Below are 25,470 nucleotides of genomic sequence, written 5' to 3'. Positions count from 1 at the left end.
TACTCGATATCGGAGTTATTTCTTCATGAAGAAACGTTATTTGTTTATTGCCTTAATCTTATTATCTTTGCTATCACTTTTTGTAGGAGTTAGTTCCATTAAACCGATGGATCTATTGGATTTTAAATCGGATCATACCGAAATATTCCTAATCAGCCGGGTGCCAAGACTTGTGGCCATTCTTCTCGCAGGCGCGGGAATGAGTATCGCGGGATTGATTATGCAACAGCTGAGCAGGAACAAGTTTGTTTCACCGACGACTGCAGGTACGCTTGACGCTACGCGACTAGGCATACTCGTATCGATGTTGTTGTTCACCAACGCCTCGACTATCGAGAAAATGGTTGTCGCATTTATATTTGCGCTTGGCGGTACATTGCTATTCATGCAAATTTTGGACCGCATCAAGTTTAAGGATGCTATATTCATCCCTCTTGTTGGTCTGATGTTCGGTAACATCCTTTCTTCAATCACGACGTTCTTCGCTTATAAATCGAACGTCATCCAGAATATGTCTGCTTGGTTACAAGGGGACTTCTCGATGATTATGAAAGGGCGCTATGAGCTTTTATACATAAGCATTCCGGTGCTTATCATTACCTATCTGTATGCGAATCGTTTCACTGTTGCAGGTATGGGGGAAGATTTCTCGAAAAACTTAGGACTAGCATACAAGCGCATCGTCAATATTGGTTTAATATTGGTGGCACTTGTAACGACGACTGTCATTTTGACTGTCGGAATGATTCCGTTTCTCGGATTGATCATTCCGAATATCGTCTCCATCTTTCACGGGGATAACTTAAAGAAAACATTGCCGCACACCGCTTTGCTAGGTGCAAACTTCCTGCTAGTTTGCGACATTCTCGGCAGGGTGCTCATCTTTCCATATGAAATCTCCATCAGCCTAATGGTCGGGGTCATCGGAAGCGGCGTATTCCTCTACTTGCTGTTTAGGAGGAAGGCATATGCGTAATTCAACTAAAATGATTATATTGTCGGTCATTGCACTTGTTTTTTGCGGCTTGTATCTATTCCATGATTTAAATGGAAGTTTCGATTATGCCCTACCTCGACGAGCGATTAAAGTCGTTGCGATGGTTCTTACAGGTGTTGCGATTGCGTATTCGACGGTTATATTCCAGACAATTACGCATAATCGTATTCTAACGCCAAGTATAATGGGTCTAGACTCACTGTATTTATTGTTGCAGACGGTCGTCATCTTTTTCCTTGGTTCAGGCCACTTTACGATTGTCAACAGACATGTGAATTTCATTTTATCCGTTTCAACGATGATTGTTTTTGCGCTTATTCTGTACCGATTCCTTTTCCGAAGAGGCAGCAGGCCAATCTATTTCCTTCTGCTTGTCGGAATAATTGTCGGGACGTTTTTCCAAAGTATCTCGACGTTCCTGCAAGTGCTTATCGATCCGAATGAATTCATGCGTGTGCAGGACAAAATGTTTGCGAGCTTTAACAACGTAAGCGGTGAACTTGTCTGGTGGGCGCTCGGTATTGTGATTTTGACATTTATCGTCGGATGGAAATCATTCAACGACTTGGATGTCCTTTCACTTGGCAGGGATACGGCCATTAACTTAGGGGTCTCTTATGACCGCGTTGTCAAAATGATGCTTGTCATTTCGGCAGTACTTATATCCGTGTCAACTGCTTTAGTCGGACCAATTACATTTTTCGGTTTGATTGTCGCCAACTTATCGTATCAATTCTTTAAAACGTATAAGCATACTATACTGATTGCCGGCGCATCGGTTATGAGTATTATCGCTCTTGTCGGCGGGCAATGGGTCGTTGAACGAATCTTCACATTCTCAACGACTTTAAGTGTCATCATCAACTTCATCGGCGGCGTATATTTCATCTATCTACTATTAAAGGAGAGTCGATCCACATGATCCAGGTCAGAGAATTATCAAAGTTCTATGGTAAGAAAATGGTCGTTGAAAAAGTGAACGTCGATATCCATCGAGGTAAAATCACTTCTTTCATCGGTCCGAATGGAGCTGGGAAATCGACCTTGCTTTCTATGGTCAGCCGTCTAATTGACGCTGATACAGGGGAAGTACTTGTAGATAATGATCAAGTCAAAAAGATGAAGTCGAATGAGTTTTCAAAGCGTGTTTCAATCTTGAAGCAATCCAATTTCATGAATGTTAGATTGTCAATTCGTGAACTTGTCTCATTCGGTCGTTTCCCTTATTCCCGTGGGAAACTCAATGCGGAAGATATCCGCGTTATTGAGCAGTCGATGGAATACATGGGCTTGACCGATATGCAACATGAGTATATGGATGAGTTGTCTGGTGGTCAGCGTCAACGTGCGTTCATTGCAATGGTTATCGCGCAGGATACCGATTATATCTTATTGGATGAACCGTTAAACAACTTGGATATGAAACACTCTGTGCAAATCATGAAGATTTTGCGAAGGCTAGTCGATGATCTCGGAAAGACTGTCGTCATCGTCCTTCACGACATCAACTTTGCTTCTGTTTATTCCGACCGCATTGTCGCTTTGAAAGAAGGGCGTGTCGTCAAAGACGGTCCGACAAATGATATTATCAACTCCGATGCGTTACGAGACATTTATGACATGGAAATCCCTATTAAACAAATGAATGATTGCCGTATATGTGTCTATTTTAATTCTTGACGAAAGACTACTACTCGAAAACAAAACCTAAACTAAAAGGATGGTTCTGATGAAGAAAATTTCTATGATGTTAGTAATGGCTGCTCTACTGATCGTATTGGCGGCATGCGGAGCGAAAGATAGTGACAAGACGAAAGACGAAAGCTCAAATTCGTCATCCACACCTGAATCAAGCGAAAGTGCAGAAACAATTTCAGTTAAGCACGAACTAAGCGATAAGCCAGTAGAAGTGGCGAAAAATCCTGAAAAAGTCGTTGTTTTCGATTTCGGTACACTTGATACATTGGATGATCTTGGTGTGGAAATTGCGGGATTACCGAGAAATACAGTTCCGGGTTATCTTTCGAAATATGATGACGATAAATATGTAAATCTCGGCAGCTTGAAAGAGCCAGATTTTGAAGCCTTGCATGCCATGAAGCCAGATGTTATTTTCATCTCAGGACGTCAGTCAGATCTTTATGAAGAGTTTGCTAAAATCGCTCCAACTATTTATGTAGGGTTGGATACTGCGCATTATATCGATTCATTCAAACATAACGCTGAATTGATGGGTGAAATTTTCGGTAAAGAAGACAAAGTGAAAGCAGAACTTGAAGATATCGATGCGAAGATTGCAGAGATTAAAGAGAAGGCTGTTGAATCCAAATCAAAAGCACTTGTTGTTCTTGCCACTGAAGGAAAAGTTAGTGCATACGGTCCAAACTCACGTTTCGGTTTAGTGCATGATGTGTTAGGATTTACACCTGCGGATGAAAAGATCGAAGTCTCAACTCACGGGCAGAATATTTCATTTGAATACATCCTTGAAAAAAATCCAGATGTTTTGTTCGTTATCGACCGTGATGCTGCAATCGGTAACGGTGCTAGTGCACAAGGCGCTATCGAAAACGACCTTGTGAAAAAGACGGAAGCCTTTAAGAATAACAAAATCGTCTACTTGAACGGTGAATATTGGTACTTGTCAGGTGGCGGATTGCTGTCTATGAAAGAAATGATTAAAGAAGTTGAAGCAGGACTATAAAGAACGATAAAACGAGCTTGTCCACTTTCTGGTGGGCAGGCTCTTATTTTTTGGGATTTTATGTGCATACTTGGCAAGAACGCGCATTGAATATGATACGATATGCATAAAACAATCGTTCGAGGTGAGTGGAATGGGGAAGTCTGTGACAGTGAAGGCACCGACTGTGGAATTAGCGATTGAGCAGGCGCTTGCGGAATTGGATGCAACGCTCGAACAAGTCCGGGTAGAAGTAATAGAACAGAATGGAAAAAGCATGTACGGTCTTAAAAAGAGGCTGGCAGAAGTGAATGTCACGATGCTTAAAGTACTTGTGCCTGAGCTGACAAGTCCAGTAGATATAGGGGCGAATGGTGCTAGAGTGATCGGTAAACGTGTAGAAGTCATCCAATCGACAGATGCATTTCCAATTATCGAACCCGGTAGCAATGTGAAAGTGTTCATCAATGGCAGAGAAGCGATCGGTAAAATGCATGTCTCGCACGAAGATGAAATAGAGATCCGTGTAGCAGATGAAATCATTCCTCCGCAACTATCCATTCGGTTGATTGAACAGGACATCCTAGCGATGTTGTCAATCGAACCAGGAAAAAGAATCACAAGAATCATTCGGGATACCGGATTTCAGGATGCTCTTTATATCGAGGCGGATGAGCTTGTAGAACCTTATATGCCGTTGACAGTCGAAGACATCGTTCAGGAATTGGCTGAGCTCGGTATAACGGAACGAATCGATTTCTCGGTTATTGAGGATGCTTTGAACGCCGTCGTACCTTTTGAAGCGATTATCGCGAAAGGACAATGGCCGATTGAAGGATTTAATGGCGATCTGTATTTGCATGCAAGAGGGAAAAATTTTAGTTTGGATGACCAAGGAAGAGTGGACTTCAGGGAAATGAATCCTATAGAATCTGTAAATGAAAATGAGCTTATTGCCACGTATTTACCGCCTGTTCAAGGGGTAGATGGTATGGATCTGTTCGGTAGACCCGTACGGACTAAATTGGTTCGTAGTCTGGAATTCAAGCTGGGAGACCAAGTAGAGATGCGTGGTAATGAAATTTATGCCCTTTCAAGCGGCCGGGCTATTATTGAGAAGCACGGATCGATAATAACAGTTGATTTGAACAGTGAATTCATCCATGACGGGGACGTCGATTTGCATAGTGGGAATATACGTTTCAAAGGAGACGTCCGAATCAAAGGTGGAATAGAAAACTCCATGTACGTCGGTGTGACAGGAAGACTTAATGTCGGGGGATCTGTCAGAAAGGCAGTCGTCGAATCGGGTAAATCAGCTATCATCGAAGGCAACATTTTCTCATCGACGGTCACTGTCGGGATGCAGGAAGTGCTAGAAGATGTATTGGCGGGTCAACTGAGTGAACTGCTATCTTATTTGGATAAGATGCAAACAACGATTTTGCAAATTATTCATATCCGCGGAGTTAATCCCGAAGAAGTAGATGCAGCCGAATTGAAAGAACTTGTGCTGATTATTTTGAAGGAGAAGTATTTGGATTTTCAACAGGTTAAAAATGATTTCATCCAAAAAGTGAATAAACATTCTGCTCAGCTTTCTCAGGAGTGGACGCTTATTAGCGATCAGTTGAATAGCGTATTCACGGACACGGCTCTAACTGTTGTTAAAAATGCACATGACTTCTCGAAGTTGCTGGCAGATGCGCGTGCATTAATTGAACAGAGTGAAGCCGGACAAAATGATCCACCCGTATTGAAATTGCCTTACGCCATTAATAGTGTTTTATCGTGCAGTGGTACGATCGAAGTGACGAAGAAAGGTTTGTCCAATTGCTTTGTCGACACGAGGGGAAAAGTGTCTGTGGAAGGAAGTTGCAGAGGCGGTGAAATTACGGGGCTGGAAAAAGTGTCTATTCAGGAAACGGGCTCTGTGAACAGTGTGAAAACTATTATTAAAACAGCAATGGACGGCGTCATCACCATCGGACTGGCAAGAAGTGGTACGGAAATTTGGGTGGGAGAATCGATTTATCATTTTGACGCGGATAAATTAGGCGTTCATGCAAGGATAGTCGATGGGAATTTGAGGATTGATTAAATAAAGGTTGTCCAAATGGATCGGGAGAAGTATAATGACAGGTGTCAAGACACTATCATTCTATAACGAAGGGCAGACGAATTGTGAACAAACAACAACCTGCAATTTCACGCAATAAACTACTCGCAATCTCGGGCACAGGCTGGATGTTCGATGCGATGGACGTCGGAATCCTGTCATTCGTCATCGCAGCCATCTCTGTTGAATGGCATCTCAATCCTACGCAAATGGGATGGATTGGCAGCGTCAATTCAATTGGTATGGCGGTCGGTGCATTCGGCTTTGGACTTTTGGCAGATCGAATCGGAAGAAAGAATGTTTTCATGCTGACCCTTGTCTTGTTTTCGCTTGCAAGCGGTCTTTCGGCTTTCTCAACTACGTTGACCTTTTTCCTCATCCTGCGCTTTTTCGTTGGCGCTGGGCTCGGAGGAGAATTGCCTGTTGCTTCGACTCTCGTATCTGAAAGTGTGTCCGCGAAAGAGCGAGGACGCGTCGTTGTATTGCTCGAAAGCTTTTGGGCTGCCGGCTGGCTAATCGCCGCATTAATTGCTTATTTCGTCATCCCGGAATTTGGCTGGAGAATCGCACTAATCATAACCGCATTACCTGCATTTTACGCGATTTACTTACGAAGAAACCTTCCCGATTCACCGAAGTTCGAATTGGAAGGGAAGCCAAAACAATCATTTGGTGCGAAAATGAAACTCATTTGGTCAAAACCATACGCGCGCAGGACAACGATGCTTTGGATCGTCTGGTTCACAGTCGTCTTCTCCTATTACGGCATGTTCCTTTGGTTGCCAAGCGTCATGGTAATAAAAGGATTCGATATGATTCATAGCTTTAAATATGTTCTCATTATGACATTGGCTCAATTGCCGGGCTATTTTACAGCTGCTTGGCTAATTGAAAGAACGGGCAGAAAGTTTGTCCTTTCAACTTATCTGATAGGAACCGCGGCGAGCGCACTTGCTTTTGGCAACTCGGATACGTTAACTATGTTGCTTATTTCTGGTGCATTTTTGTCCTTCTTTAACTTAGGCGCATGGGGTGCACTTTACGCATACTCACCAGAACAATACCCGACTTCTGTCAGAGCGACAGGTTCCGGTATGGCGGCAGCTGTTGGAAGAATCGGCGGGATTTTCGGTCCGTTGCTCGTCGGCTCACTGCTTGCCGCTGGACATGGATTCGAAGTGGTCTTCGGTATCTTCTGCGGGGCCATCATTATTGGCGTCCTCGCAGTCATCGTGCTCGGCACGGAAACGAAACAGATGGAATTGGAATGAAACAGAAAGGACTGCTTACGCTGCAGTCCTTTTTTATGTGGGTGTGCTTGTAAGGTAAGTCGCCGCGCGCTCGTAAATCGTGGGACTGCGCTCGTAAAGTCGAGTGGTGCGCCCGTAAACAGTGAATCCGCGCTCGTAAAGTCATGTTGCGCGCCCGTAAATAGTGAGTCCGCGCTCGTAAAGTCATATTGCGCGCCCGTAAACAGTGGGTCTGCGCTCGTAAAGTCATGTTGCGCGCCCGTAAACAGTGGGTCCGCGCTCGTAAAGTCATGTTGTGCGCCCGTAAATCGTTGGTCCGCGCTCGTAAAGTCGTGTTGTGCGCCCGAAAATAGTGAGTCCGTGCTCGTAAAGTCGAGTGGTGCGCCCGAAAACGGTGGTCCCGCGCTCGTATTCGTTGCCGTCGCGCCCGTATAACCCCACGCCACGCCTGTAATTCCATTCCACCTACGAATCCTTTAAAAGTACTTGAAACTTTCAATCTCCTTCAATCGTAATACTAGTATCAATAGGGGGTGTCGGTATGTCTATTAAAAACTTCAATGTTAGTCTGTCTCCGAAAGAAGCGGCAGACAGGATCCACTCTGAAATCATCAAAGGCAGTATCAGCGGCACGTTAGTCGACCATTATGTAAGGAATACCACTATGGGGGAAATGCATGTGTTAATCATGGAAAAATATTATATGCGCTCCAATAATCGGGCGTCCGTTACGTCGACGATCGACAATTTTGACGGCGTAACACGTGTCCATGTCGTGGCGGCGGGGAGTTCGGAAGGTGTGTTTTTCCGCTTTGACTGGGGAGCGGGGAGCAATTTCGCCAATAGTGTGGAATGGGCTTTGAAAGAGTATATTATGGAAGGTGATGGAAATGATTGAAGAAGTCCTCCAACAGTACTTTTCAAATCCACCGACTGCAACTGAAGTTTTGCGTGACCAAGATAGACTCGTCGCAGAAGTGACAGTGGACGGCAAACAGTACTATGTAAAGGGCGGAAAGCAATCGCTAGTATATATTGAAAAAACAATAACCCTCACGCATCTCATGAGGGAAGCGAACTTGCCGTTCATCACACCTGTCCAGACGCTTGACGGTAAATATTATGTCAAGCACGGTCAGATGCACTTCATTCTCGAACAAAAAGGTGTGGGTGAGGAAGTTAAATGCTTACGAATGCTGCATATCGAAGAAATCGGCCGCATGCTGGCGAAACAACATCTCGTTTCGGAAAATACAGCTATGCGATTCGGGACAGGAACAAGCTGGGGCATGTTCGGTGGCAATGCAACCGATGCACTTGGAGATTATGATGAAAATGAACTTTGTTTTTTGGACTTGATGCGTACTCTCAAAGAACATGACCAGCACGTAAAAGAAATGATCGCCATCAAGGAATTATATGAAGCAAGAAGATCTATTTTGCATACATTTTGGGGTAAGCTTCCCCTAGGACCTGTCCAAGGTGATTTTGCACCTTATAATATGTTATTCCAACAGCATAAAATGACTGCGGTCTTCGATTACGATATCGCGGGCGATGAAGTGCTTGTCAATGAATGCATTGCAATCGCCATCTATTTGGCATGGCATTATGACTATGAGGGACCTGAAACGCCCGACGAGCGCTATACAGCATACATAAGGGCGTACAGTGCAGAAAGGCCTTTGTCTAATCGCGAACAGGAAGCGGTCCCTCACTTATTCGCACTTATCCGCGCATGTCGATATGATCGTATAGAAGCGGGCATTGAAAAAATCAAGCGGGGAGACGGAAAACCGTTTTTGGATGAAACGATAAATATATTACAAGGGTGAAAGGGGTGAGTCGATGTTTCGGATACCTGAAATGATGGCGCAACTCGGTAAGGAACGCATTGAAGGATTTCCTGTGGAAGGCTTCATCTATGGTGAAGGACCGGAAAATCCCGAACTGATGCTGATTGGCGAAGCACCGGGGGAATTTGAATTGGTCGACGGTATTCCTTTCATCGGACGCGCAGGGAAAGAATTGATGAAGTCGCTCGCGACCATTGGTTTGTCACGTGAAGATGTCTATATTACGAGTGCTGTGCGGAGTAGACCGTACCGCTGGGGCGAAAAGCGTGAACGTGACGGCACGCTGACGACGCGCAAATACAATCGACCACCGACACGTCTAGAGATTTTAGCGCATGCTCCCGTATTAGATTATGAAATCGCCAACATTAAACCGAAACTAATTGTCACTCTTGGCAATGTCGGTTTGCAACGGCTAGTCGGCAAGGATGCAAAAGTAACAGAACTGCATGGTCAATTGTTGGAAAGACCTGTGCAGTACTTACGTGGACTCGATGATAAAGTATTTGAGTGGACCGAACAGCATCATCGAATTGTCCCTACCTTTCATCCGGCATCGATCTTTTATCGGCCATCTCACAGACCGAATCTCGACGCGGATTGGCTAGCAATCGGCGAAATACTGCAGCGCATTAAGGACGAAGAACATGAATGAGTATAAAAGGATTCTTCTAATTGGGTGCAGTGGAGCAGGCAAGTCAACACTTTCCATTAAACTGGCGGAAATTCTCGATTTACCTGTCCTTCATCTAGACGCAGTTTATTGGAATGAAGGATGGGTACCGACTCCGAAATCGGAATTCAAGGAGAAGCTACAAATGGCACTAGAAGAGCCTGCATGGATTATCGATGGGAATTTTAATTCGACGATTGAGATGCGTTCGAGATATGCTGACTTGATTATTTTTCTCGATTTCCCGAATTGGCTCTGCTTGTCAAGAGTGTTGAAAAGGGTTTGGACATATAAAGGCGCAACACGTCCTGATATGGCGGAAGGCTGTAATGAAAAAATCGATTGGGAGTTTGCTAAATTCATATGGACGTATCCAAAGAAAAAGCGGCCAGGCGTGCTGGAAATGCTTAGTAAAATGAATGTGGATACGCTAATTTTACAATCACCGAAAGAAGTGGATTTGTGGCTTCGGACGATAGAGAGAAAGAAGGTTATGTAATGGGGAGTGAAGTACAAAGTAAAGGATCGATGAAGGAGTTTTTCTCGTTATTGAAGCAATTGACATGGCCAAAAGGAATAACAATTATTGCTCTCGTCTTGTCCTTATTTTCAACAGTCGCAAGCTTGGCGATCCCACTTGTCACAAAGGAATTAGTAGATTCCTTGACGGCAGCATCCTTCAGTTGGAAAACAGGTGCATTCCTGTTTGGTGTTTTCGTCGTACAGGCGGTACTTGGCGGAATTTCGCTGTATTTATTAGCCTATATAGGCGAAACGATTGTAGCAGACTTACGGACGAAGCTTTGGGCTAAAATTTTGAGACTGCCGGTTTCCTATTACGATGACAATGAAACCGGAGAGACGATGAGCCGTATTACGCAGGATACAACGATGCTGAAACAACTCGTTTCGGATCATCTTGTCTCGTTCATTGCAGGTATTATTTCGATTATCGGTGCCATTGCGATCTTGCTTTATTTGGATTGGAAAATGACGTTAATCATGCTGATTAGCATCCCGGTCAGTTTCGCCATCATTATGCCGCTCGGTAAAATTATGCATAAGATTGCACGGGCGACACAGGCTGAGATGGCAAAATTCTCAGGTCACCTCGGAAGAGTACTTGGTGATATTCGTTTAGTGAAGGCTTATCGTGCGGAGCCCAATGAAGGTGCACATGGTGAGAAAGCGATACGCTCACTGTTTTCATTCGGTTTAAAGGAAGCGAAGGTCCAGGCGATAATATCGCCGGTTATGACACTTGTAATGATGAGCATTCTTGTCGTTATTCTTGGGTATGGCGGTGCGCAAGTGGCGAAAGGTGCTTTGACTGCCGGAACGCTTGTCGCAATCATCTTCCTCATGTTCCAAATTATTATGCCGTTTGCGCAAATGGCACAAGTGTTTACGATATTCCAAAAAGCGGTAGGTGCAACGGAAAGAATCCAGCAGATCCTCGGTATGGACAGTGAGAAGGCTGAAGGAGCGACGGTTGTTCCAGAAGGTGGATTGCGCTTTGAGTCAGTCGGATTTGGTTACGAATCAGGGAAGCAAGTGTTGGATGATGTATCATTTCAAGCGTCACTTGGGACGGTTACGGCATTCGTCGGTCCAAGTGGTGGAGGAAAGACGACAATCTTCTCACTCATTGAACGGTTTTATACACCGACTACAGGGGATATATTCATCGGTGACACCCGAATTCGGGATATCGCATTGTCTGATTGGCGGAAGCGGATTGGCTATGTGTCACAGGAAAGCCCATTGCTAAGCGGAACAATCGTGGATAATATTGCGTATGGTTTGGAAGTTCGTCCTTCAATGGATGAAGTGCGGATAGCAGCACAGGCAGCAAATGCACTGCAATTTATCGAAGAAATGTCTGACGGGTTTGAAACGTTAGTAGGTGAACGTGGCATGAAGCTTTCAGGTGGCCAACGTCAGCGGATAGCCATTGCGCGTGCGCTGTTGCATGACCCGGAAATTCTATTGTTAGACGAAGCGACGTCAAATCTAGACAGCGGTTCTGAAACGCATGTGCAAGAAGCATTACAGCGGTTAATGGAAGGGCGGACGACGCTCATCATTGCGCATCGGTTGTCGACTGTCATCGATTCCGACCAACTACTCTTTTTAGAGGCGGGCCGAATTACGGGCATCGGTACACATGATGAGTTATTCGAATCGCATTCTTTGTATAAGGAGTTTGCCCAAGGGCAAGGATTATCATGAAAGATGCCGGAGAGGGCCTCGCCTTCTCTGGCTCTTATACGTGTTTTTAAGAGATTCAATTGTAAATACCTGGGTAAGTGGTGATAAAAGTGTGCTAAGCGGTGATAACGAGAAAAGCCGACTTCCTCTAGCACGCTCAATTACCCAATAGGAAACCGTTTTTCATTCTTCTCGATTTTAGCGCGAGCAGCATCTAACAAGTCTATGTTAAGAACGTCTGCAAACTGCAACAAATAGATGAATACATCTGCCGCCTCCTCTGCAATTTCATCTCGGTTCGCTGCTACTGTTTCGTCGGACGGGCTCCATTGGAAATGCTCGAGCAATTCGCTCGCCTCCAATGAGATTGAAATGGCCAGGTTTCGGGGATCACGATTGCCTGTCCACCCACGTTGCTCTGTAAATTCTTTAATTTCCTGTTGTAACTGTTTCATGTTTCCATCATCCTTCATCATTTTTCTTGAGTATACAGCATCGCTTCACCATAATGTAGATACAAATGCGATAGGACGGAGGGATATGGATGTATAAACCGATTGACCCATCATTTTTCGAAGCGCCTGTCCTTGAGCTTGCGGAAAAACTAGTTGGCCAATACATTGTGCACAAGACGCCGGGCGGAATCATTGTTTGTAGGATTGTAGAAACGGAAGCTTACCATGGACCGGAAGACCGTGCAGCGCATAGTTTCGGGAACCGCCGGACGAAGCGGACGGAGATCATGTTCGGTGAACCGGGCCTCGTCTACACGTACCAAATGCACACGCATACGTTGATGAACGTCGTCAGCGGACCGGTCGGAACACCACATGCTATCCTCATCCGAGGAGCGGAACCGGTCGAAGGCCTCGAGTTAATGCAACAGAACCGCGGAGAACACTTGAAGATGAAAGATTGGACAAATGGGCCAGGTAAACTTTCAAAGGCGTTAGGCGTGACGATGGAGTACTACGGACATCATTGGACGGACGAACCGCTGTTCATCTCAAAAGGACCCGGTGCGGAAGCAATTGAAACAGGTCCACGGGTCGGTATCGGGAATACCGGCGAAGCGGTTCATTACCCGTGGCGATTCTTTGAAAAGGATAGTCCATACGTTTCAAAATATCGCCCATAGGTTTAGTCAATGGGGTTAGTGGAATAGAAGAAGGGATTAGGAAATTTGAAAGGATGATTGTTCAAATGGCGAAAATTGCTACGGTAATCACAAATCTATTCGAAGACTCCGAGTACACAGATCCGGCAAAAGCGTTCAAGGAAGCCGGACATGAAGTGGTGACAATTGAAAAGGAAGCAGGCAAGGAAGTGAAAGGCAAGAGTGAAAACACGGCTGTCAAAATCGATAAAGGTATCGATGAAGTGAATGCTGATGATTTTGATGCGCTGTTCATACCGGGTGGTTTCTCCCCTGACCAACTCCGAGCCGACGATCGTTTTGTCGAATTTGCGAAGAAGTTCATGGATGGCAAGAAGCCTGTATTTGCAATCTGTCATGGACCACAACTTCTCATAACGGCGAAAACACTTGAAGGCCGTGACGCAACCGGCTACAAATCCATCAAAGTGGATATGGAATATGCGGGTGCAAAATATGCAGACAAAGAAGTTGTTGTCTGTCAAAATCAACTCGTGACGAGCCGTACACCGGATGACATTCCTGCTTTTATCCGTGAGTCAAAAAAACTTTTGGAAGCATAATTAAAATATAATACTTTAGTGAGCTGTCTCCTAGTGGGGGCAGCTTTTTCATATGGGGCGGGGAGTGGACTCTATTCTGACAATAGACCTACTACAAATGTCGCCCTTGAAAGTAATCTTCATGCGTGGTAGATTAATACGGGACCATCAAACATGCGTTGAATATTCGCATTATTTTATAAATATACATAGATGTTTTCCAATGATAACAGTAGGGGGTATATCACGTGAAAAAAGTTCTTAAAATGGGAAGCGCTTTCATCGGAATCATAGTCGGTGCAGGCTTTGCGTCAGGTGCGGAGATTCTCCAATACTTTACGGCTTTCGGGTACATGGGGATCGTCGCTGCCATTATTTCAACAGCATTATTCGCTTACATAGGTATGGCATTAACGAGATTGGGAAGCAGACTGCAGACGACTTCACATAAAGATGTCATCTACACAATCAGCGGCCGTTTCTTAGGAACAATTATTGACTTCATCATTATCATTACGTTGTTCGGTGTCGGTACGGTTATGATTGCTGGGGCAGGGTCGAATTTGGAACAACAATTCGGGTTACCATCTTATATTGGTAGTGGTCTAATGATCGTGCTTGTCTTCGCAACGATCTTGTTGAATGTCGATAAAGTAGTGGCGGTTATCGGAAGTATTACACCATTCCTCATTCTTGCAGTTATAGGCGTATCCATTTACAGTTTGTTTACAATGGATCAGTCTTTTGCAGAGTTGAGTCCGATTGCCAATGCAGTCGATACAACATTGCCGAACTGGTTCATATCAGCTATTAACTATGTGTCGTTTAACATAGCTGTTGGTGCTTCGATGGCACTTGTTATGGGTGGAGCGGAAAAGGACGAGAGAACTGCTGCATTGGGCGGTTTGGTCGGTGGACTCGGACTCGGAATCATGATTCTATTGAGCCACTTGGCAATCTTTTCGAAAGTTGATGTGGTCAAAGACGCGGATCTTCCGATGCTTGCGATCATCAATGACATTTCTCCAATTCTAGCCATCTTAATGGCATTCGTGTTGTACGGCATGATCTTCAATACAGCTGTAAGTATGTTCTATGCGTTTGGCGCACGCTTTGTCACAATCGGAACTAGTAAGTTTAAAGGATTCGTTTTAATTACGCTGCTAATCGGATTCGGATTGAGCTTCCTCGGATTCAAGAACTTGGTTGCTCATTTATATCCGTACATCGGTTATATGGGACTGTTGCTATCAGCAGTTTTAATCTATGCATCAATCAAGTTACCGAAGAAAGTCGCACGCTGAATTTGTCAAATGAAAAATACAAGGCTGCTACACGCATTGTGCTGTAGTAGTCTTTTTTTGTCGAATATTCGACAAAGTTTCATAGAAATCACTTCTAATGGGGGGTATAAGGTTGTCAGTGTGATTGACACGGTGGTTTAATTGAAGGAGTACGTAAGGAAGGAATGAAGAACTTGATTCACTATCGGACGTATCAGAAGAAGGAAGATGCACCCTGGGTCACATTCATACATGGCGCCGGTGGAAGCTCTTCTGTTTGGTTCAAGCAAATACGCGAATACCGCAAGCATTACAATATATTATTGGTTGATTTACGCGGCCATGGGCAATCGCAAAAAGGAAATTGGGAAAAAGGTGACAGCTTTGCGGATATCGCGAAAGATGTCGTCGAAGTACTCGACACACTCAATATTTCAAAGACACACGTCGTAGGCATGTCGCTTGGCACAATTGTGGCTCAGACAATGGCGGATAACCATCCTGAGCGTGTAAAATCTCTCGTTCTCGGAGGCGCAATTATTCGTTTAGATATCCGAACGAAATTCCTGTTGTTCGTCGGCCATGTCTCAAAGAAAATTGTTCCATATATGCTTCTTTATAAGCTATTGGCGTACATCGTCATGCCACAGAAGAAGCATGAGGAATCGCGTATGGTTTTTGTGAATGAAGCAAAAAAGATGTGCCAGAAAGAATTTGTGAAATGGTTTTCATTGACGCAGCTCATCAATCCGTATTTGTCACGATTACAAATGTCTACGACGGCAATCCCGACGTTGTTTCTTATGGGGGATGAAGATTATCTGTTCATCCCGCCTGTTGAAAAAGTAGTTGCGGATAGTAAGACATTTGAATTCATTGCTATCAAGGATTCCGGACATGTGTGCAATATTGACCAGCCAGAGGAATTTAACCGGCTGTCAATCGATTATATTACCCGCATTGAACAACAAAACGCAGCCATCCCTGTCTGAGGGAAGCTGCGTTTTTTATTGTTGATGTGATTACGCTTGAACTAATTCAAGTTGTTCAGCAGGGCCGAAGAATTCAAAGTGGATATTTTCGTTCGCTACCCCATTTTTATGCAAGGCTGATACAACTGCCTGCATGAACGGTGTTGGACCACAGACATAGACGTCGCTGCCATCAATGACATGCTTAGCCAAGAATTCAGCTGTGATGAAACCATCGCCTTCCTCAGAATAGAGGGCTTTATAAGTTGAATTTGGCAATGACTCGTTGATGTTGTGTAAAACGTCATTGAATGCCTGATGGTTGCGTGTACGTGCAGAGTGTAGGAACGCAACCGGACGTTCCGGTTGTTCGTTTGCGATTGTTTGGTACATCGCCATCATCGGTGTGATGCCGACGCCGCCACTAATTAATGTAACCGGTGTTTTGCTTTCAGTATCCAGATGGAAATCACCAGCTGGGGCACTCAATTCAACAGTATCACCGACATGTAGGTTTCTGTGGATGTGGACAGAAGCTTTACCGTTTGGCATGCATTCATCTTCACGTTTTACCGAAATACGGAATGTATCGTTACCAGGTGCTTGAGATAAGCTATATTGACGATTAATCAAATACTCATCTCCAGGAATCTGGAAGCGGATTGTAATGTACTGGCCAGGTTTGTAAGTAGGAAGTTTCTTTCCGTTAACTGGTTTGAAATAGAATGAAGTGATGACATCACTCTCTTCGACTTTTTCAACAATCGTGAAGTCTTTGAAAGTTCTCCAACCGTCAGTTTCTTCTTCGACCTTGTCATACATATCTTTCTCGACACCGATGAACGCATCTGCGATGACACCGTATGCTTCTCCCCATGCTGCGATGATTTCCGGAGTTGCCGCATCGCCGAGTACTTCTTTGATCGCTCCTAGAAGATGGTAGCCGACGATTGGATAATGTTCAGGCATGATGCCGAGTGAACGGTGTTTGTGAGCGACTTGGATAACTGTCGGTAAGATTGCACCTAAGTTATCGATGTTTGCTGCAGCGGCATAGACCGCGTTAGCGAGTGCAGCCTGTTGACGGCCTTTTGATTGGTTTGCGTGGTTGAAAATATTTAATAGCTCTGGATGAGCTTCGAACATATTTTTGTAGAAAACCGTTGTAATTGTTTTTCCGTGTTGTTCAAGAACAGGTACTGTAGATTTTACGATATCGATTGTTTGTTGAGATAGCATGTGATGCACAACCTTTCTTGTTTTGTTAATTCCACAATAAACGATATCGTCGCTTAAAGATACATTTTAAATGCATCTTTAAAAAGTGTTTAAACTTTAGACACATTTCTTTCACGATACCGACATAATCGCTATAATAGGTTGTGAATGGCGGTGGAAATTATGCGGTTAACGTTATATACAGATTTTTCATTGCGTGTGCTCATTTATTTAGGAGCAAAGGATGCAGGCGAATTGTCAACGATTCAGGAGATTTCTGACCGTTATCAAATTTCTAAAAATCATTTGACGAAAGTCGTCCATGAACTTGGAAAGATGGAGATTGTGGAAACGGTACGTGGAAGAGGCGGCGGCATACGTCTGAAAAAGTTGCCCAGAGATATAAATGTCGGCGAGCTAGTTCGCCGGACAGAAGATGATTTCTATTTGGTCGAGTGTTTCAGACCTGGTAATAACCAGTGTATCTTAACGAGTGTGTGCCGGTTAAAAGGTGCATTGCATGAAGCTTTGCTTGCGTATCTTGCCGTTTTGGACAAGTATACGATTGAAGACTTTATTGTGAATAAAGATGAACTTGAAGCGATTCTGTTCAGTGAACCTTTATGATAGAATAAACAGGAATATAGACATCAACAGGAGGATTACAATGGCGAAAGTATTAGTGTTTGGACATAAAAATCCTGATACCGATTCAATAACATCGGCAATCAGTTATGCTTATCTAAAGCAACAAATTGGAATGGACGCGGAAGCTGTCCGTCTCGGATCAATTTCAGGTGAAACGGCATATGCCCTTAGCCAGTTTGGTTTCGAAGCGCCACGCCTGATTGAAAAGGCGGGAGAAGATGCACAGCAAGTCATTCTTGTGGACCATAATGAAAAGCAGCAAAGTGTGGATGACTTGGATGATGTGCAAGTCATTGAAGTTATCGACCATCACCGAATTGCCAACTTCCAAACGGCAGATCCACTTTATTATCGTGCGGAGCCAGTCGGTTGTACGGCGACGATTTTGAAGAAGTTGTACAAGGAGCATGACGTGGAGATTCCTAAAGAAATTGCGGGGCTCATGTTATCTGCGATTATTTCGGATTCCTTGCTGTTTAAATCACCGACTTTTACAGAAGAAGATCGTAAAGCGGCTGAAGAATTGGCAGCTATCGCGGAAGTGGATGCACAAAGCTACGGACTTGAAATGTTGAAGGCGGGCGCAGATTTAAGTGGAAAATCACTTGAAGAGCTTGTCACGCTGGATGCAAAAGAATTCACAATCGGCGATTCTAAAGTGGAAATTGCACAAGTGAATGCAATTGAAGTGAACGACGTCATCGAGCGTCAAGCGGAACTCGAAGTGTTGCTAAACAGCATCATTGAAGAGAAGGACTTGCAATTGTTCCTATTCGTCGTCACCGACATCTTGAACAACGATTCAACGGTCATCGCACTCGGACGTGAAGCAGAACGCGCATGTGCTGCATTCAATGTTGGTTTGACGGATAACAGAGGAATCTTCAAAGGGGTCGTATCCCGTAAGAAACAAATCGTACCGATTTTGACAGAAGCATTGAAATAAGCAGTGAGATAGGGTCGTGCATATTATGTGCATGACCCTGTTTTTTTTGATTCATGAATTGGTATTGATTCGTGTTGAGCGGTTATTGATTCATGTTGAGCGGTTATTGCTCCATGTTGAGCGGTTCTCGTGCCATGTTGAGCGGTTTTTGACAAACATGAGCGGATATCATGCCATGTTGAGCGGTTTTTGACAAACATGAGCGGTTATCGTGCCATGTTGAGCGGTTTTTGACAAACATGAGCGGATATCATGCCATGTTGAGCGGTTTTTGGCAAACATGAGCGGTTCTCGTGCCATGTTGAGCGGATCTCACGTCATCATACTAAGTGGATTTCATCCTATCCCTCTCATACTCTCTCCTTAACTCAAATCCAATGGTTTTGTTGCGGGTCCTTCCAATACAGAGCCGTCATTTCTGAATCGTGAACCGTGGCACGGGCAATCCCAGGTTTGATCGGCTTCATTCCAACGTGTTCTGCAACCCATATGGGTACAAATCGGTGAATCGGTACGTGTGATATGTCCACCTGTGAATTCTTTTAAAACAAGTCCTGTATTGCGCAATGCCTGTAATAGGAACGATCCGAAGCCTGTGCGATCTGGTGCGTAAAGTGCAATGGCTTTATTTTCACGGCCCACGATTTGGTCGCTAATGATCCGTGCACTTGCAATGGAATTGGTCAACCCCCATTTTCGGTAACCTGTACTGATGAAGACATAGGGCATGCTTGTTGAAATGGCACCTGCATAAGGGATGAGGTCGGGAGTGGACGGATCTTGAGCGGACCATCGATAGTTGAATGGCTCAAGTTGGTATATGTCCTTCAATTCTGTTGACAGTCTTTCGTAATGTATATGTGTTTCTTTCTCCATGCCTGCGACATGCGCTTCACCGGATAGTAAAAAATGTGTTTTTCCATCGATGTGTACTGTCCGGACGGAACGCTTCGGTTTATCAACAGAAATATACTGACCTTGCAATGGCATATTTGCGGGAGCGGAAGCGATATAGGAACGATTGACACTTAATTTGAGAATTTGTAGACCGCGTAACGCCTCGATCGGATAATGCGTACATAATATAAGATTTCGGAATTGGATTTCATGTTTGTTTGCCGTATACAGCAACCGTTTCTTTAAGTCCATCAGCTGAACATCGGTCTGTTCGAATATACGGGCACCGGCTTTTACGGCAAGTTCTGCCAGATGTTGACCAAAGCGGACGGGATGGATTTGTGTTTCATTTAGAATTGTTAAAGTGGCATCCGTTTTGAGCGGCAATTCGCTACTACGTCCTAGCTGTCCAGGAATTCCAAGGACATCGTATGCTTGTTTCTCCGCCTTCAATTGTTCTGTTCCGTATCTCGATTGGGAAAAAAGCACAGAATCTGCGCTTCGCAATTCATCCCCTTCCGCGAAGGATCTGCCGAAGTCCATCGCCTTCCGGTTCACATCATAATAAAGTTTTGCATGGTCATGGCCGAATTGTTTAATCAGGTCCGCGTAGACAAGATCATGCTGAACGGTCAGTTTACCAGTTGAATTCCCTGTCGCACCTGAGAGAAGTGTGTCTTTTTCCAATAAGATGACATCGATTCCTTCTTTTGCAAGAAAGTACGCATTGGCAATCCCGCTCAATCCGCCACCGATAATGCATACATCACACGTTACGTCTTTATCTAGGGGTGGGAAAGGCTTCTTTTTGTAGGCGGTTTGCAGCCAGAGTGAATTATTCATCGTCAATCCTCCATAAATTTGTATATATCACCAGTAGTAGGCATATTCATTGTTGCCATGTTAGAAGGAATCTAAAATAGAAAGAGAGAGGTGGTCGTAAAAATGAAGATTGAAATATGGTCCGATTACGTATGTCCATTTTGTTATATCGGTAAAAGAAGGTTGGAAGAAGCGCTAGCATCAACAAATTTGACAGATAAAGCCGAAGTGGCTTTCAAAGCATTTCAGCTGGATCCGAATACGCCGGTCGATACAGAGGCGCTCATGTTAGACGGATTGGCGCAAAAATATAATGTCAGCCTGGGAGAAGCGGAAAAAATGATGGCGAACGTTTCTGAACAAGCGAAGACGGTCGGACTGACTTATAACGTAGATGAAATGAAAGCGGCAAACACATTCAATGCGCATAGACTAGCGAAACTTGCAGAAAAGGAAGGCAAAGGTGCCGCTGTTTCTGAAAGATTGCTCCAAGGGTCATTCATCAATGGAGAAGCACTGGGCAAAGAAGAAACATTGCTGACGATTGCTGAAGAAGCAGGTATGTCAAAAGATCGCGTGAAGAACATGTTTTCATCCGACGAGTTTGCGGATGAAGTTCGTAGCGACATTGCAGAAGCGGGACAGATTGGTGTGCAAGGTGTTCCTTTCTTCGTGATTAACCGGAAATATGCCATTTCAGGTGCACAACCTGCGGAGGCTTTCGCGGAAGCATTACTGAAAGTAGCAACAGAAGAAGGCATACAGCCGTAATTCAAAGTGCTTATCGGAAACGTCGTAGACATTCGTACAGAAGAGAACTGTGAGATTTAATACATTCGCTTTTCTTAGAACAAGGACTGTCCCTAAATCCGATACGGGAGGGCAGTCTTTTTCTTAAGGAAACAAAGTATCCGACTTGCAAATTAAACAGCTTAATCAAGAAGATTCTCTTGTCAAATACGCGCATTGCAAGCATACTTATAAGAGTGAAAGGTTTAACTGATCGTTTGGATAAATGGGATTTTCAATGGCTGTGAGCGCCGGGGAAGATGGACAAATAATGCTGATTCCCGAAAAAATTGCGACACACTCCCTTTGCGTATCAGAATTTCACTACCTCGAAAGGAATGTGTTTAGATGTCAAAACATGTATGGCTTGAGGATTTGAAAAAGAATGTGATGATTGGCGATGTACTTATAGATGAACCATTAAACAAATATACAAAGACAAAACTTGGTGGATCGGCTGATTTGCTCGTCATACCAGGAACGCTGGACGAGATGCAAAGCACTGTCCGGTATGCATTCGAATCGGAAATCCCGCTTTTGTTATTAGGGAACGGTTCCAATATGGTCGTGCGCGACGGTGGCGTCAGGGGCATTGTTTTACATATGTCAAAACTTGATAAAATCGTGATCGACGGCACACGCGTTCATGCCGAGGCAGGCGCACATATTATTGATGTCTCTAAGCGTGCGGCCGCTGCTTGTTTGACAGGCATTGAATTTGCATGTGGGATTCCCGGCAGCATTGGCGGTGCGATGGCGATGAATGCTGGTGCTTACGGCGGGGAAATTAAAGACATTATCCTTGAGGCGACTGTCATGGATCATAGCGGGAAAGTGTTCGTGTTATCGAAAGAAGAGTTAGAGCTTGGCTACCGAAAGAGTATTATCGCGAAAGAAGGCTATTATGTTTTATCTGCCGACTTTGAACTGTCGATAGGCGACCAGGAAGCAATTGATGCAAAAGTGGCGGATTTAACGTTTCAACGTGAATCCAAGCAGCCACTGGAATACCCGTCTGCGGGCAGTGTTTTCAAACGTCCTCCTGGTTTTTTTGCAGGCAAACTGATTCAGGACAGTGGACTGCAGGGGAAAGGGTTTGGTGGTGCGGAAGTGTCTGTTAAACATGCGGGCTTCATCGTCAATAAAAACAATGCGACTGCTACCGACTATATCCGTACAATCGAAATGGTTAAAAAAGAAGTGAAAGGCCGATATGATATCGACCTGGAGCTCGAAGTGAAGATTGTCGGCGAAGAGCTTTAAAACGAATGGGGGTCATCGGGATCTCCTCTACATATTATAACTAGGCCGGTGTCGGGAAAGGGGTAAAGAATGAACGATTTCTCAATAGATGGCATCATACTGCTCATAGGATTCTTTTTGCTTTGCGGTGTACTAATGACCAAACTCACGTCAAGGGCCGGTGTGCCGGCCCTTGTCCTGTTCATGATTTTAGGAATGGTTTTAGGAAGTGACATATCCGGGCTTATTTACTTTTCCGATGCTAATCTCGCGCAAACAATCGGGATTGTTGCGCTTATTATTATCCTGTTTGAAGGTGGGCTTCAGACAGAGTGGAAGAATGTCAGACCGATACTTGGCGGCGCAAGTGTCCTTGCGACTGTCGGCGTCATCCTCACAGCGGCTGTCCTTGCTATCGCTGCGCATTATGTGCTCGGGTTAGGTTGGCTGGAATCATTCCTTCTTGGTTCGATTGTAGGCTCGACAGATGCGGCGGCAGTGTTTTCCGTTATGTCCGGGCAGAATATCAAACCAAAAATGTCTTCAACACTTGAAATGGAGTCGGGTTCAAATGATCCGATGGCCATGTTCCTCACGATTGCATTCATCGAATGGCTGACACTACCAAACTTCGATATCGGTAATCTCATTATGAACTTCTTCGTACAAATGGGATTAGGCCTCATACTTGGTCTTGGCTTCGGCTACTTGTCCTCTGTTTGGATGAATAAAATCAAGTTGGATGCGAGTGGATTGTATGCAGTTCTGTCAATGGGCTTCGCGATAGCGATCTATGCCGTCACTTCTGTCGTAGGCGGAAGCGGACTACTAGCTGTGTATGTGGCTGGTATATTGATAGGAACGCGTGAATTGAACCATAGCCACTCGATCTTTAGATTCCATGAAGGTTTCGCTTGGCTTATGCAATTAGTCATGTTCGTTATCCTCGGACTTCTCGTCTTTCCGAAAGAGCTGGCGAACTGGGACCTAATCTGGAAAGGGCTTGTATTATCCTTTATTCTTATGTTTGTCGCGCGCCCTGTAGCGGTATTTCTATGCACGATATTTTTTGACTATTCATTCAAGGAAAAGCTGTTCTTGTCATGGGCAGGCTTACGAGGAGCTGTACCGATTGTATTGGCGACATTCCCGTTACTTGCCGGAGTTCCGAACCCGTACTTGTATTTCAATATGATTTTCTTCATCGTCATCACCTCGGCCTTGTTGCAAGGGTCGACGATTTCGAACGTTGCTCGTTGGCTGGGGCTTGAAGCACCACCTTTGCCAAAGCGAATTCATCAACTGGAACTTATATCGATGGATAAAGCGAATGCAGAAATGCTTGAAGTTGAAATTTCAGTCAATTCGCCATTCCTTGACCAAAAAGTTCAAACGCTCGGCTTGCCAAAAGAGACGGTTATCTCCGCGATTATTCGAGATGGTAAACTCGTCATGCCGACGGGCCGGACAAAATTGCAGGCGAAGGACGTACTCTATATATTGACTGCGAAAGAGCAAGTGCCAAAAGTGAAACTCGTCCTTGCCGATGAAAACGGATTTGAATGACGAGACTTGTAAAATCTATAGTTAACTAAAAGCAACACAGGTGAAGGAGATTAGTCTCCTTCACCTGTGTTGCTCTTTATATAGAAAAAACCTGAATAGTGATTTTAGCTTTTGGGATTGTCCTCTCGCAATTTTACAGGCCACCGTTCAACTGTTCTGTTTTTCCTGCCTGTCGTTGTTTCCGCATGTATGAGCGATTGATAGACCGCTTCTTCTGTTGCTTCAATAGTAGCTTGGAAGAGTTTGTTCATGAGAGGTGCGTCGTCCCTCAAAATCGTCTGCGTCACTGTCGATAGCTCATTCGCGTGTGGAATCGTATAGGCATTCGAGAACGCGATGATAATATCCCCGCTGCCGTTATGGAGAGACGTTCCTGTCCTGCCAAGTCCGATAGCTGCACGCTTAGCGAGACGCTTCAGTTGACGTTCATTGACAGGCGCATCCGTCGCGACAATAATCATAACGGATCCATCAGGCTTATCTTCAAAGTCTGTTGTCGTTTGCTCGCTTTTACTATCACAAGAATATCCATTCCGCTTAAGCCATTCATTGATGAGACATTCTTTTTCATCCCCGAAGTTGGTCAATGTTAAGACGCCAACCGTTGCAGCCTCATCACCTTCGATCACTCTTGACGCCGAACCAATCCCACCTTTTCTGCCGTAACAAATCATCCCTTTACCCGCTCCGATGGCCCCCTGTGCAATCGGACCGCTTTCTGCACTACGAAGCGCTTCGAGAGCATGTGTAGGACGGACTTTCATCTCCCGCATGGCATTTAAATAACTGTCATTGCATTCACCGACGACGATGTTCAGTGAACTTGTCGAGTCGCCGATTGCCGGGTTGCTGTCGAGTATGTATTGCAATGTGCCTTCCAGCACCGCGCCAACACTGAAAGTATTCGTTAACATAATGGGCGATTCAATAACACCTAACTCCTCCACTTGAATCAGTCCCGCTGTCTTGCCGAAGCCGTTCAATACAAAGCTTGCAGCTGGAACTTTTTGCTCAAACAGATTCCCTTCGTGAGGCAGTATAGCGGTCACACCTGTACAAGCACTTGTCGAACTGGACTGCTCATGCAGTGTGACATGGCCAACTTTGACACCGTTCACATCCGTAATGCTATTCCACTTTCCTTTTTTCATGAAGTACAACTCCTGACGTTCTGTTATTTAATAATCAATACAGGCGCCGATACCCGTTTGGCCACTTTATGGCTTACGCTGCCAAGTAGCATCTCTTGGAATGAATTCAACCCTCTGCTGCCAATAATGACAAGGTCGAACGCATTTTCATTTGCATAGGACACGATTGTCGGCCCTGGTTCACCGTGTCGGATGACAAGTTCATGTTTCACTTGTTGTTTTACGAACTGGTCCATTAACGGTTCAATCAGTTCTTTACGGTACAAATGAAGGTCTTCAACTTCAGCATCGTGGATGACATCCGTACGTGTCCGATCATAATTCAATACATATAGTGCAACGATGGATGCTTCAGGATTTACGCTTGCAAGCCAGGCTGCGTGTTTTGCCGCGCGCTTGGAGTTGTTCGATCCGTCAATAGCAATTAAAATACGATTGTACACAGGAATC

At 44.6% G+C, this 25,470-nt stretch carries 25 protein-coding genes; 20 read left to right on the top strand and 5 right to left on the bottom strand.

Annotated elements, in window-relative coordinates; all coding sequences use genetic code 11:
• Nucleotides 1–25: 25 nt before the first annotated feature.
• From QWT69_RS14995 to QWT69_RS14945, 11 genes are all read left to right on the top strand, one after another.
• A complete protein-coding gene (locus QWT69_RS14995; protein WP_317966982.1) occupies nt 26–976 on the top strand; it encodes an ABC transporter permease in 951 nt (316 codons plus the stop codon).
• Nucleotides 969–1,919: an iron chelate uptake ABC transporter family permease subunit gene (locus tag QWT69_RS14990; protein WP_317966980.1), complete on the top strand. Its 951-nt coding sequence runs from the start codon at nt 969–971 to the stop codon at nt 1,917–1,919. Before QWT69_RS14995 ends, QWT69_RS14990 begins: the two co-directional genes overlap by 8 nt.
• Nucleotides 1,916–2,677 carry an iron ABC transporter ATP-binding protein gene (locus QWT69_RS14985; protein ID WP_317966978.1) on the top strand — a complete coding sequence of 254 codons (762 nt, stop codon included), beginning with the start codon at nt 1,916–1,918 and terminating at the stop codon, nt 2,675–2,677. The genes QWT69_RS14990 and QWT69_RS14985 overlap by 4 nt, the downstream gene beginning before the upstream one ends.
• A 49-nt stretch (nt 2,678–2,726) precedes the next feature.
• Nucleotides 2,727–3,701 (top strand): siderophore ABC transporter substrate-binding protein, encoded by a 975-nt coding sequence (locus tag QWT69_RS14980; protein WP_317966976.1) that lies wholly within the window; start codon nt 2,727–2,729, stop codon nt 3,699–3,701.
• Between the two features lie 133 nt (nt 3,702–3,834).
• Entirely contained in the window at nt 3,835–5,781 is a 1,947-nt protein-coding gene (locus tag QWT69_RS14975) for a flagellar assembly protein A (RefSeq protein ID WP_317966974.1), read from the top strand.
• Between the two features lie 146 nt (nt 5,782–5,927).
• Nucleotides 5,928–7,070, top strand: a complete 1,143-nt coding sequence (locus QWT69_RS14970; protein ID WP_317971121.1) for an MFS transporter — start codon at nt 5,928–5,930, stop codon at nt 7,068–7,070.
• A 520-nt stretch (nt 7,071–7,590) separates the two neighbouring features.
• A complete protein-coding gene (locus QWT69_RS14965) occupies nt 7,591–7,947 on the top strand; it encodes a DUF6054 family protein (protein ID WP_317966972.1) in 357 nt (118 codons plus the stop codon).
• Nucleotides 7,940–8,884: a phosphotransferase enzyme family protein gene (locus QWT69_RS14960; protein ID WP_317966970.1), complete on the top strand. Its 945-nt coding sequence runs from the start codon at nt 7,940–7,942 to the stop codon at nt 8,882–8,884. Before QWT69_RS14965 ends, QWT69_RS14960 begins: the two co-directional genes overlap by 8 nt.
• 13 nt (nt 8,885–8,897) lie before the next feature.
• Nucleotides 8,898–9,560: a uracil-DNA glycosylase gene (locus QWT69_RS14955; RefSeq protein WP_317966968.1), complete on the top strand. Its 663-nt coding sequence runs from the start codon at nt 8,898–8,900 to the stop codon at nt 9,558–9,560.
• Nucleotides 9,553–10,077, top strand: coding sequence for a P-loop NTPase family protein (locus QWT69_RS14950; RefSeq protein ID WP_317966966.1), 525 nt, complete (start codon nt 9,553–9,555; stop codon nt 10,075–10,077). Before QWT69_RS14955 ends, QWT69_RS14950 begins: the two co-directional genes overlap by 8 nt.
• Nucleotides 10,077–11,810: an ABC transporter ATP-binding protein gene (locus QWT69_RS14945; RefSeq protein WP_317966964.1), complete on the top strand. Its 1,734-nt coding sequence runs from the start codon at nt 10,077–10,079 to the stop codon at nt 11,808–11,810. Before QWT69_RS14950 ends, QWT69_RS14945 begins: the two co-directional genes overlap by 1 nt.
• Before the next feature lie 140 nt (nt 11,811–11,950).
• Here the strand turns inward: QWT69_RS14945 and QWT69_RS14940 are convergent, their stop codons facing one another.
• Nucleotides 11,951–12,244 carry a nucleotide pyrophosphohydrolase gene (locus QWT69_RS14940; protein ID WP_317966962.1) on the bottom strand — a complete coding sequence of 98 codons (294 nt, stop codon included), beginning with the start codon at nt 12,242–12,244 and terminating at the stop codon, nt 11,951–11,953.
• A gap of 89 nt (nt 12,245–12,333) precedes the next feature.
• Between QWT69_RS14940 and QWT69_RS14935 the strand changes: the two genes are divergently transcribed.
• From QWT69_RS14935 to QWT69_RS14920, 4 genes are all read left to right on the top strand, one after another.
• The gene (locus tag QWT69_RS14935) at nt 12,334–12,927 is read left to right on the top strand and encodes a DNA-3-methyladenine glycosylase (protein WP_317966960.1); all 594 of its coding nucleotides are present in this window, start codon (nt 12,334–12,336) and stop codon (nt 12,925–12,927) included.
• Nucleotides 12,928–12,992: 65 nt separating this feature from the next.
• Nucleotides 12,993–13,508, top strand: a complete 516-nt coding sequence (locus tag QWT69_RS14930; RefSeq protein ID WP_317966958.1) for a type 1 glutamine amidotransferase domain-containing protein — start codon at nt 12,993–12,995, stop codon at nt 13,506–13,508.
• A gap of 227 nt (nt 13,509–13,735) precedes the next feature.
• Nucleotides 13,736–14,791 (top strand): YkvI family membrane protein, encoded by a 1,056-nt coding sequence (locus tag QWT69_RS14925; RefSeq protein ID WP_317966956.1) that lies wholly within the window; start codon nt 13,736–13,738, stop codon nt 14,789–14,791.
• 173 nt (nt 14,792–14,964) lie between these two features.
• A complete protein-coding gene (locus tag QWT69_RS14920) occupies nt 14,965–15,762 on the top strand; it encodes an alpha/beta fold hydrolase (RefSeq protein WP_317971119.1) in 798 nt (265 codons plus the stop codon).
• 30 nt (nt 15,763–15,792) lie between these two features.
• Here the strand turns inward: QWT69_RS14920 and hmpA are convergent, their stop codons facing one another.
• On the bottom strand, nt 15,793–16,980 hold the full coding sequence (gene hmpA / locus QWT69_RS14915; RefSeq protein ID WP_317966954.1) for an NO-inducible flavohemoprotein: 1,188 nt from the start codon (nt 16,978–16,980) through the stop codon (nt 15,793–15,795).
• 162 nt (nt 16,981–17,142) lie between these two features.
• Between hmpA and QWT69_RS14910 the strand changes: the two genes are divergently transcribed.
• Both QWT69_RS14910 and QWT69_RS14905 read left to right on the top strand, forming a co-directional pair.
• Nucleotides 17,143–17,586: an RrF2 family transcriptional regulator gene (locus QWT69_RS14910; protein WP_317966952.1), complete on the top strand. Its 444-nt coding sequence runs from the start codon at nt 17,143–17,145 to the stop codon at nt 17,584–17,586.
• 40 nt (nt 17,587–17,626) lie between these two features.
• Nucleotides 17,627–18,553 (top strand): manganese-dependent inorganic pyrophosphatase, encoded by a 927-nt coding sequence (locus tag QWT69_RS14905; RefSeq protein WP_317966950.1) that lies wholly within the window; start codon nt 17,627–17,629, stop codon nt 18,551–18,553.
• A gap of 363 nt (nt 18,554–18,916) precedes the next feature.
• Here the strand turns inward: QWT69_RS14905 and QWT69_RS14900 are convergent, their stop codons facing one another.
• Nucleotides 18,917–20,293, bottom strand: coding sequence for an FAD-dependent oxidoreductase (locus QWT69_RS14900; protein WP_317966948.1), 1,377 nt, complete (start codon nt 20,291–20,293; stop codon nt 18,917–18,919).
• Between the two features lie 102 nt (nt 20,294–20,395).
• Here QWT69_RS14900 and QWT69_RS14895 point away from each other — a divergent pair, with 102 nt between their 5' ends.
• The 3 genes from QWT69_RS14895 to QWT69_RS14885 all read left to right on the top strand — a co-directional run bounded on the left by QWT69_RS14895 (nt 20,396) and on the right by QWT69_RS14885 (nt 23,869).
• Nucleotides 20,396–21,043, top strand: coding sequence for a DsbA family oxidoreductase (locus QWT69_RS14895; protein WP_317966946.1), 648 nt, complete (start codon nt 20,396–20,398; stop codon nt 21,041–21,043).
• A gap of 366 nt (nt 21,044–21,409) precedes the next feature.
• A complete protein-coding gene (murB, locus tag QWT69_RS14890) occupies nt 21,410–22,324 on the top strand; it encodes a UDP-N-acetylmuramate dehydrogenase (RefSeq protein WP_317966944.1) in 915 nt (304 codons plus the stop codon).
• Between the two features lie 69 nt (nt 22,325–22,393).
• Complete coding sequence (locus QWT69_RS14885) at nt 22,394–23,869, top strand: potassium/proton antiporter (protein ID WP_317966942.1); 1,476 nt, start codon at nt 22,394–22,396, stop codon at nt 23,867–23,869.
• 104 nt (nt 23,870–23,973) lie between these two features.
• Here QWT69_RS14885 and QWT69_RS14880 read toward each other — a convergent pair whose 3' ends face one another.
• Together QWT69_RS14880 and QWT69_RS14875 are read right to left on the bottom strand one after the other, a co-directional pair.
• Complete coding sequence (locus tag QWT69_RS14880) at nt 23,974–25,020, bottom strand: DmpA family aminopeptidase (protein ID WP_317966940.1); 1,047 nt, start codon at nt 25,018–25,020, stop codon at nt 23,974–23,976.
• 23 nt (nt 25,021–25,043) lie between these two features.
• Nucleotides 25,044–25,463: a universal stress protein gene (locus tag QWT69_RS14875; RefSeq protein ID WP_431312295.1), complete on the bottom strand. Its 420-nt coding sequence runs from the start codon at nt 25,461–25,463 to the stop codon at nt 25,044–25,046.
• Between the last annotated feature and the right edge of the window lie 7 nt (nt 25,464–25,470).

The sequence above is a fragment of the Sporosarcina oncorhynchi genome, from assembly GCF_033304615.1.
Lineage (GTDB): Bacteria > Bacillota > Bacilli > Bacillales_A > Planococcaceae > Sporosarcina > Sporosarcina oncorhynchi.
Note: the sequence above shows the minus strand (reverse complement) of the source record. Positions and strands in the feature narration are given on the sequence as shown.

Excerpts from the sequence above, each read along its gene's own strand:
- QWT69_RS14995 (WP_317966982.1), top strand. The coding sequence starts at position 26 with ATGAAGAAACGTTATTTGTTTATTGCCTTAATCTTATTATCTTTGCTA.
- QWT69_RS14990 (WP_317966980.1), top strand. The coding sequence starts at position 969 with ATGCGTAATTCAACTAAAATGATTATATTGTCGGTCATTGCACTTGTT.
- QWT69_RS14985 (WP_317966978.1), top strand. The coding sequence starts at position 1,916 with ATGATCCAGGTCAGAGAATTATCAAAGTTCTATGGTAAGAAAATGGTC.
- QWT69_RS14980 (WP_317966976.1), top strand. The coding sequence starts at position 2,727 with ATGAAGAAAATTTCTATGATGTTAGTAATGGCTGCTCTACTGATCGTA.
- QWT69_RS14975 (WP_317966974.1), top strand. The coding sequence starts at position 3,835 with ATGGGGAAGTCTGTGACAGTGAAGGCACCGACTGTGGAATTAGCGATT.
- QWT69_RS14970 (WP_317971121.1), top strand. The coding sequence starts at position 5,928 with ATGTTCGATGCGATGGACGTCGGAATCCTGTCATTCGTCATCGCAGCC.
- QWT69_RS14965 (WP_317966972.1), top strand. The coding sequence starts at position 7,591 with ATGTCTATTAAAAACTTCAATGTTAGTCTGTCTCCGAAAGAAGCGGCA.
- QWT69_RS14960 (WP_317966970.1), top strand. The coding sequence starts at position 7,940 with ATGATTGAAGAAGTCCTCCAACAGTACTTTTCAAATCCACCGACTGCA.
- QWT69_RS14955 (WP_317966968.1), top strand. The coding sequence starts at position 8,898 with ATGTTTCGGATACCTGAAATGATGGCGCAACTCGGTAAGGAACGCATT.
- QWT69_RS14950 (WP_317966966.1), top strand. The coding sequence starts at position 9,553 with ATGAATGAGTATAAAAGGATTCTTCTAATTGGGTGCAGTGGAGCAGGC.
- QWT69_RS14945 (WP_317966964.1), top strand. The coding sequence starts at position 10,077 with ATGGGGAGTGAAGTACAAAGTAAAGGATCGATGAAGGAGTTTTTCTCG.
- QWT69_RS14940 (WP_317966962.1), bottom strand. The coding sequence starts at position 12,244 with ATGAAACAGTTACAACAGGAAATTAAAGAATTTACAGAGCAACGTGGG.
- QWT69_RS14935 (WP_317966960.1), top strand. The coding sequence starts at position 12,334 with ATGTATAAACCGATTGACCCATCATTTTTCGAAGCGCCTGTCCTTGAG.
- QWT69_RS14930 (WP_317966958.1), top strand. The coding sequence starts at position 12,993 with ATGGCGAAAATTGCTACGGTAATCACAAATCTATTCGAAGACTCCGAG.
- hmpA (WP_317966954.1), bottom strand. The coding sequence starts at position 16,980 with ATGCTATCTCAACAAACAATCGATATCGTAAAATCTACAGTACCTGTT.
- QWT69_RS14910 (WP_317966952.1), top strand. The coding sequence starts at position 17,143 with ATGCGGTTAACGTTATATACAGATTTTTCATTGCGTGTGCTCATTTAT.
- QWT69_RS14905 (WP_317966950.1), top strand. The coding sequence starts at position 17,627 with ATGGCGAAAGTATTAGTGTTTGGACATAAAAATCCTGATACCGATTCA.
- QWT69_RS14900 (WP_317966948.1), bottom strand. The coding sequence starts at position 20,293 with ATGAATAATTCACTCTGGCTGCAAACCGCCTACAAAAAGAAGCCTTTC.
- QWT69_RS14895 (WP_317966946.1), top strand. The coding sequence starts at position 20,396 with ATGAAGATTGAAATATGGTCCGATTACGTATGTCCATTTTGTTATATC.
- murB (WP_317966944.1), top strand. The coding sequence starts at position 21,410 with ATGTCAAAACATGTATGGCTTGAGGATTTGAAAAAGAATGTGATGATT.
- QWT69_RS14885 (WP_317966942.1), top strand. The coding sequence starts at position 22,394 with ATGAACGATTTCTCAATAGATGGCATCATACTGCTCATAGGATTCTTT.
- QWT69_RS14880 (WP_317966940.1), bottom strand. The coding sequence starts at position 25,020 with ATGAAAAAAGGAAAGTGGAATAGCATTACGGATGTGAACGGTGTCAAA.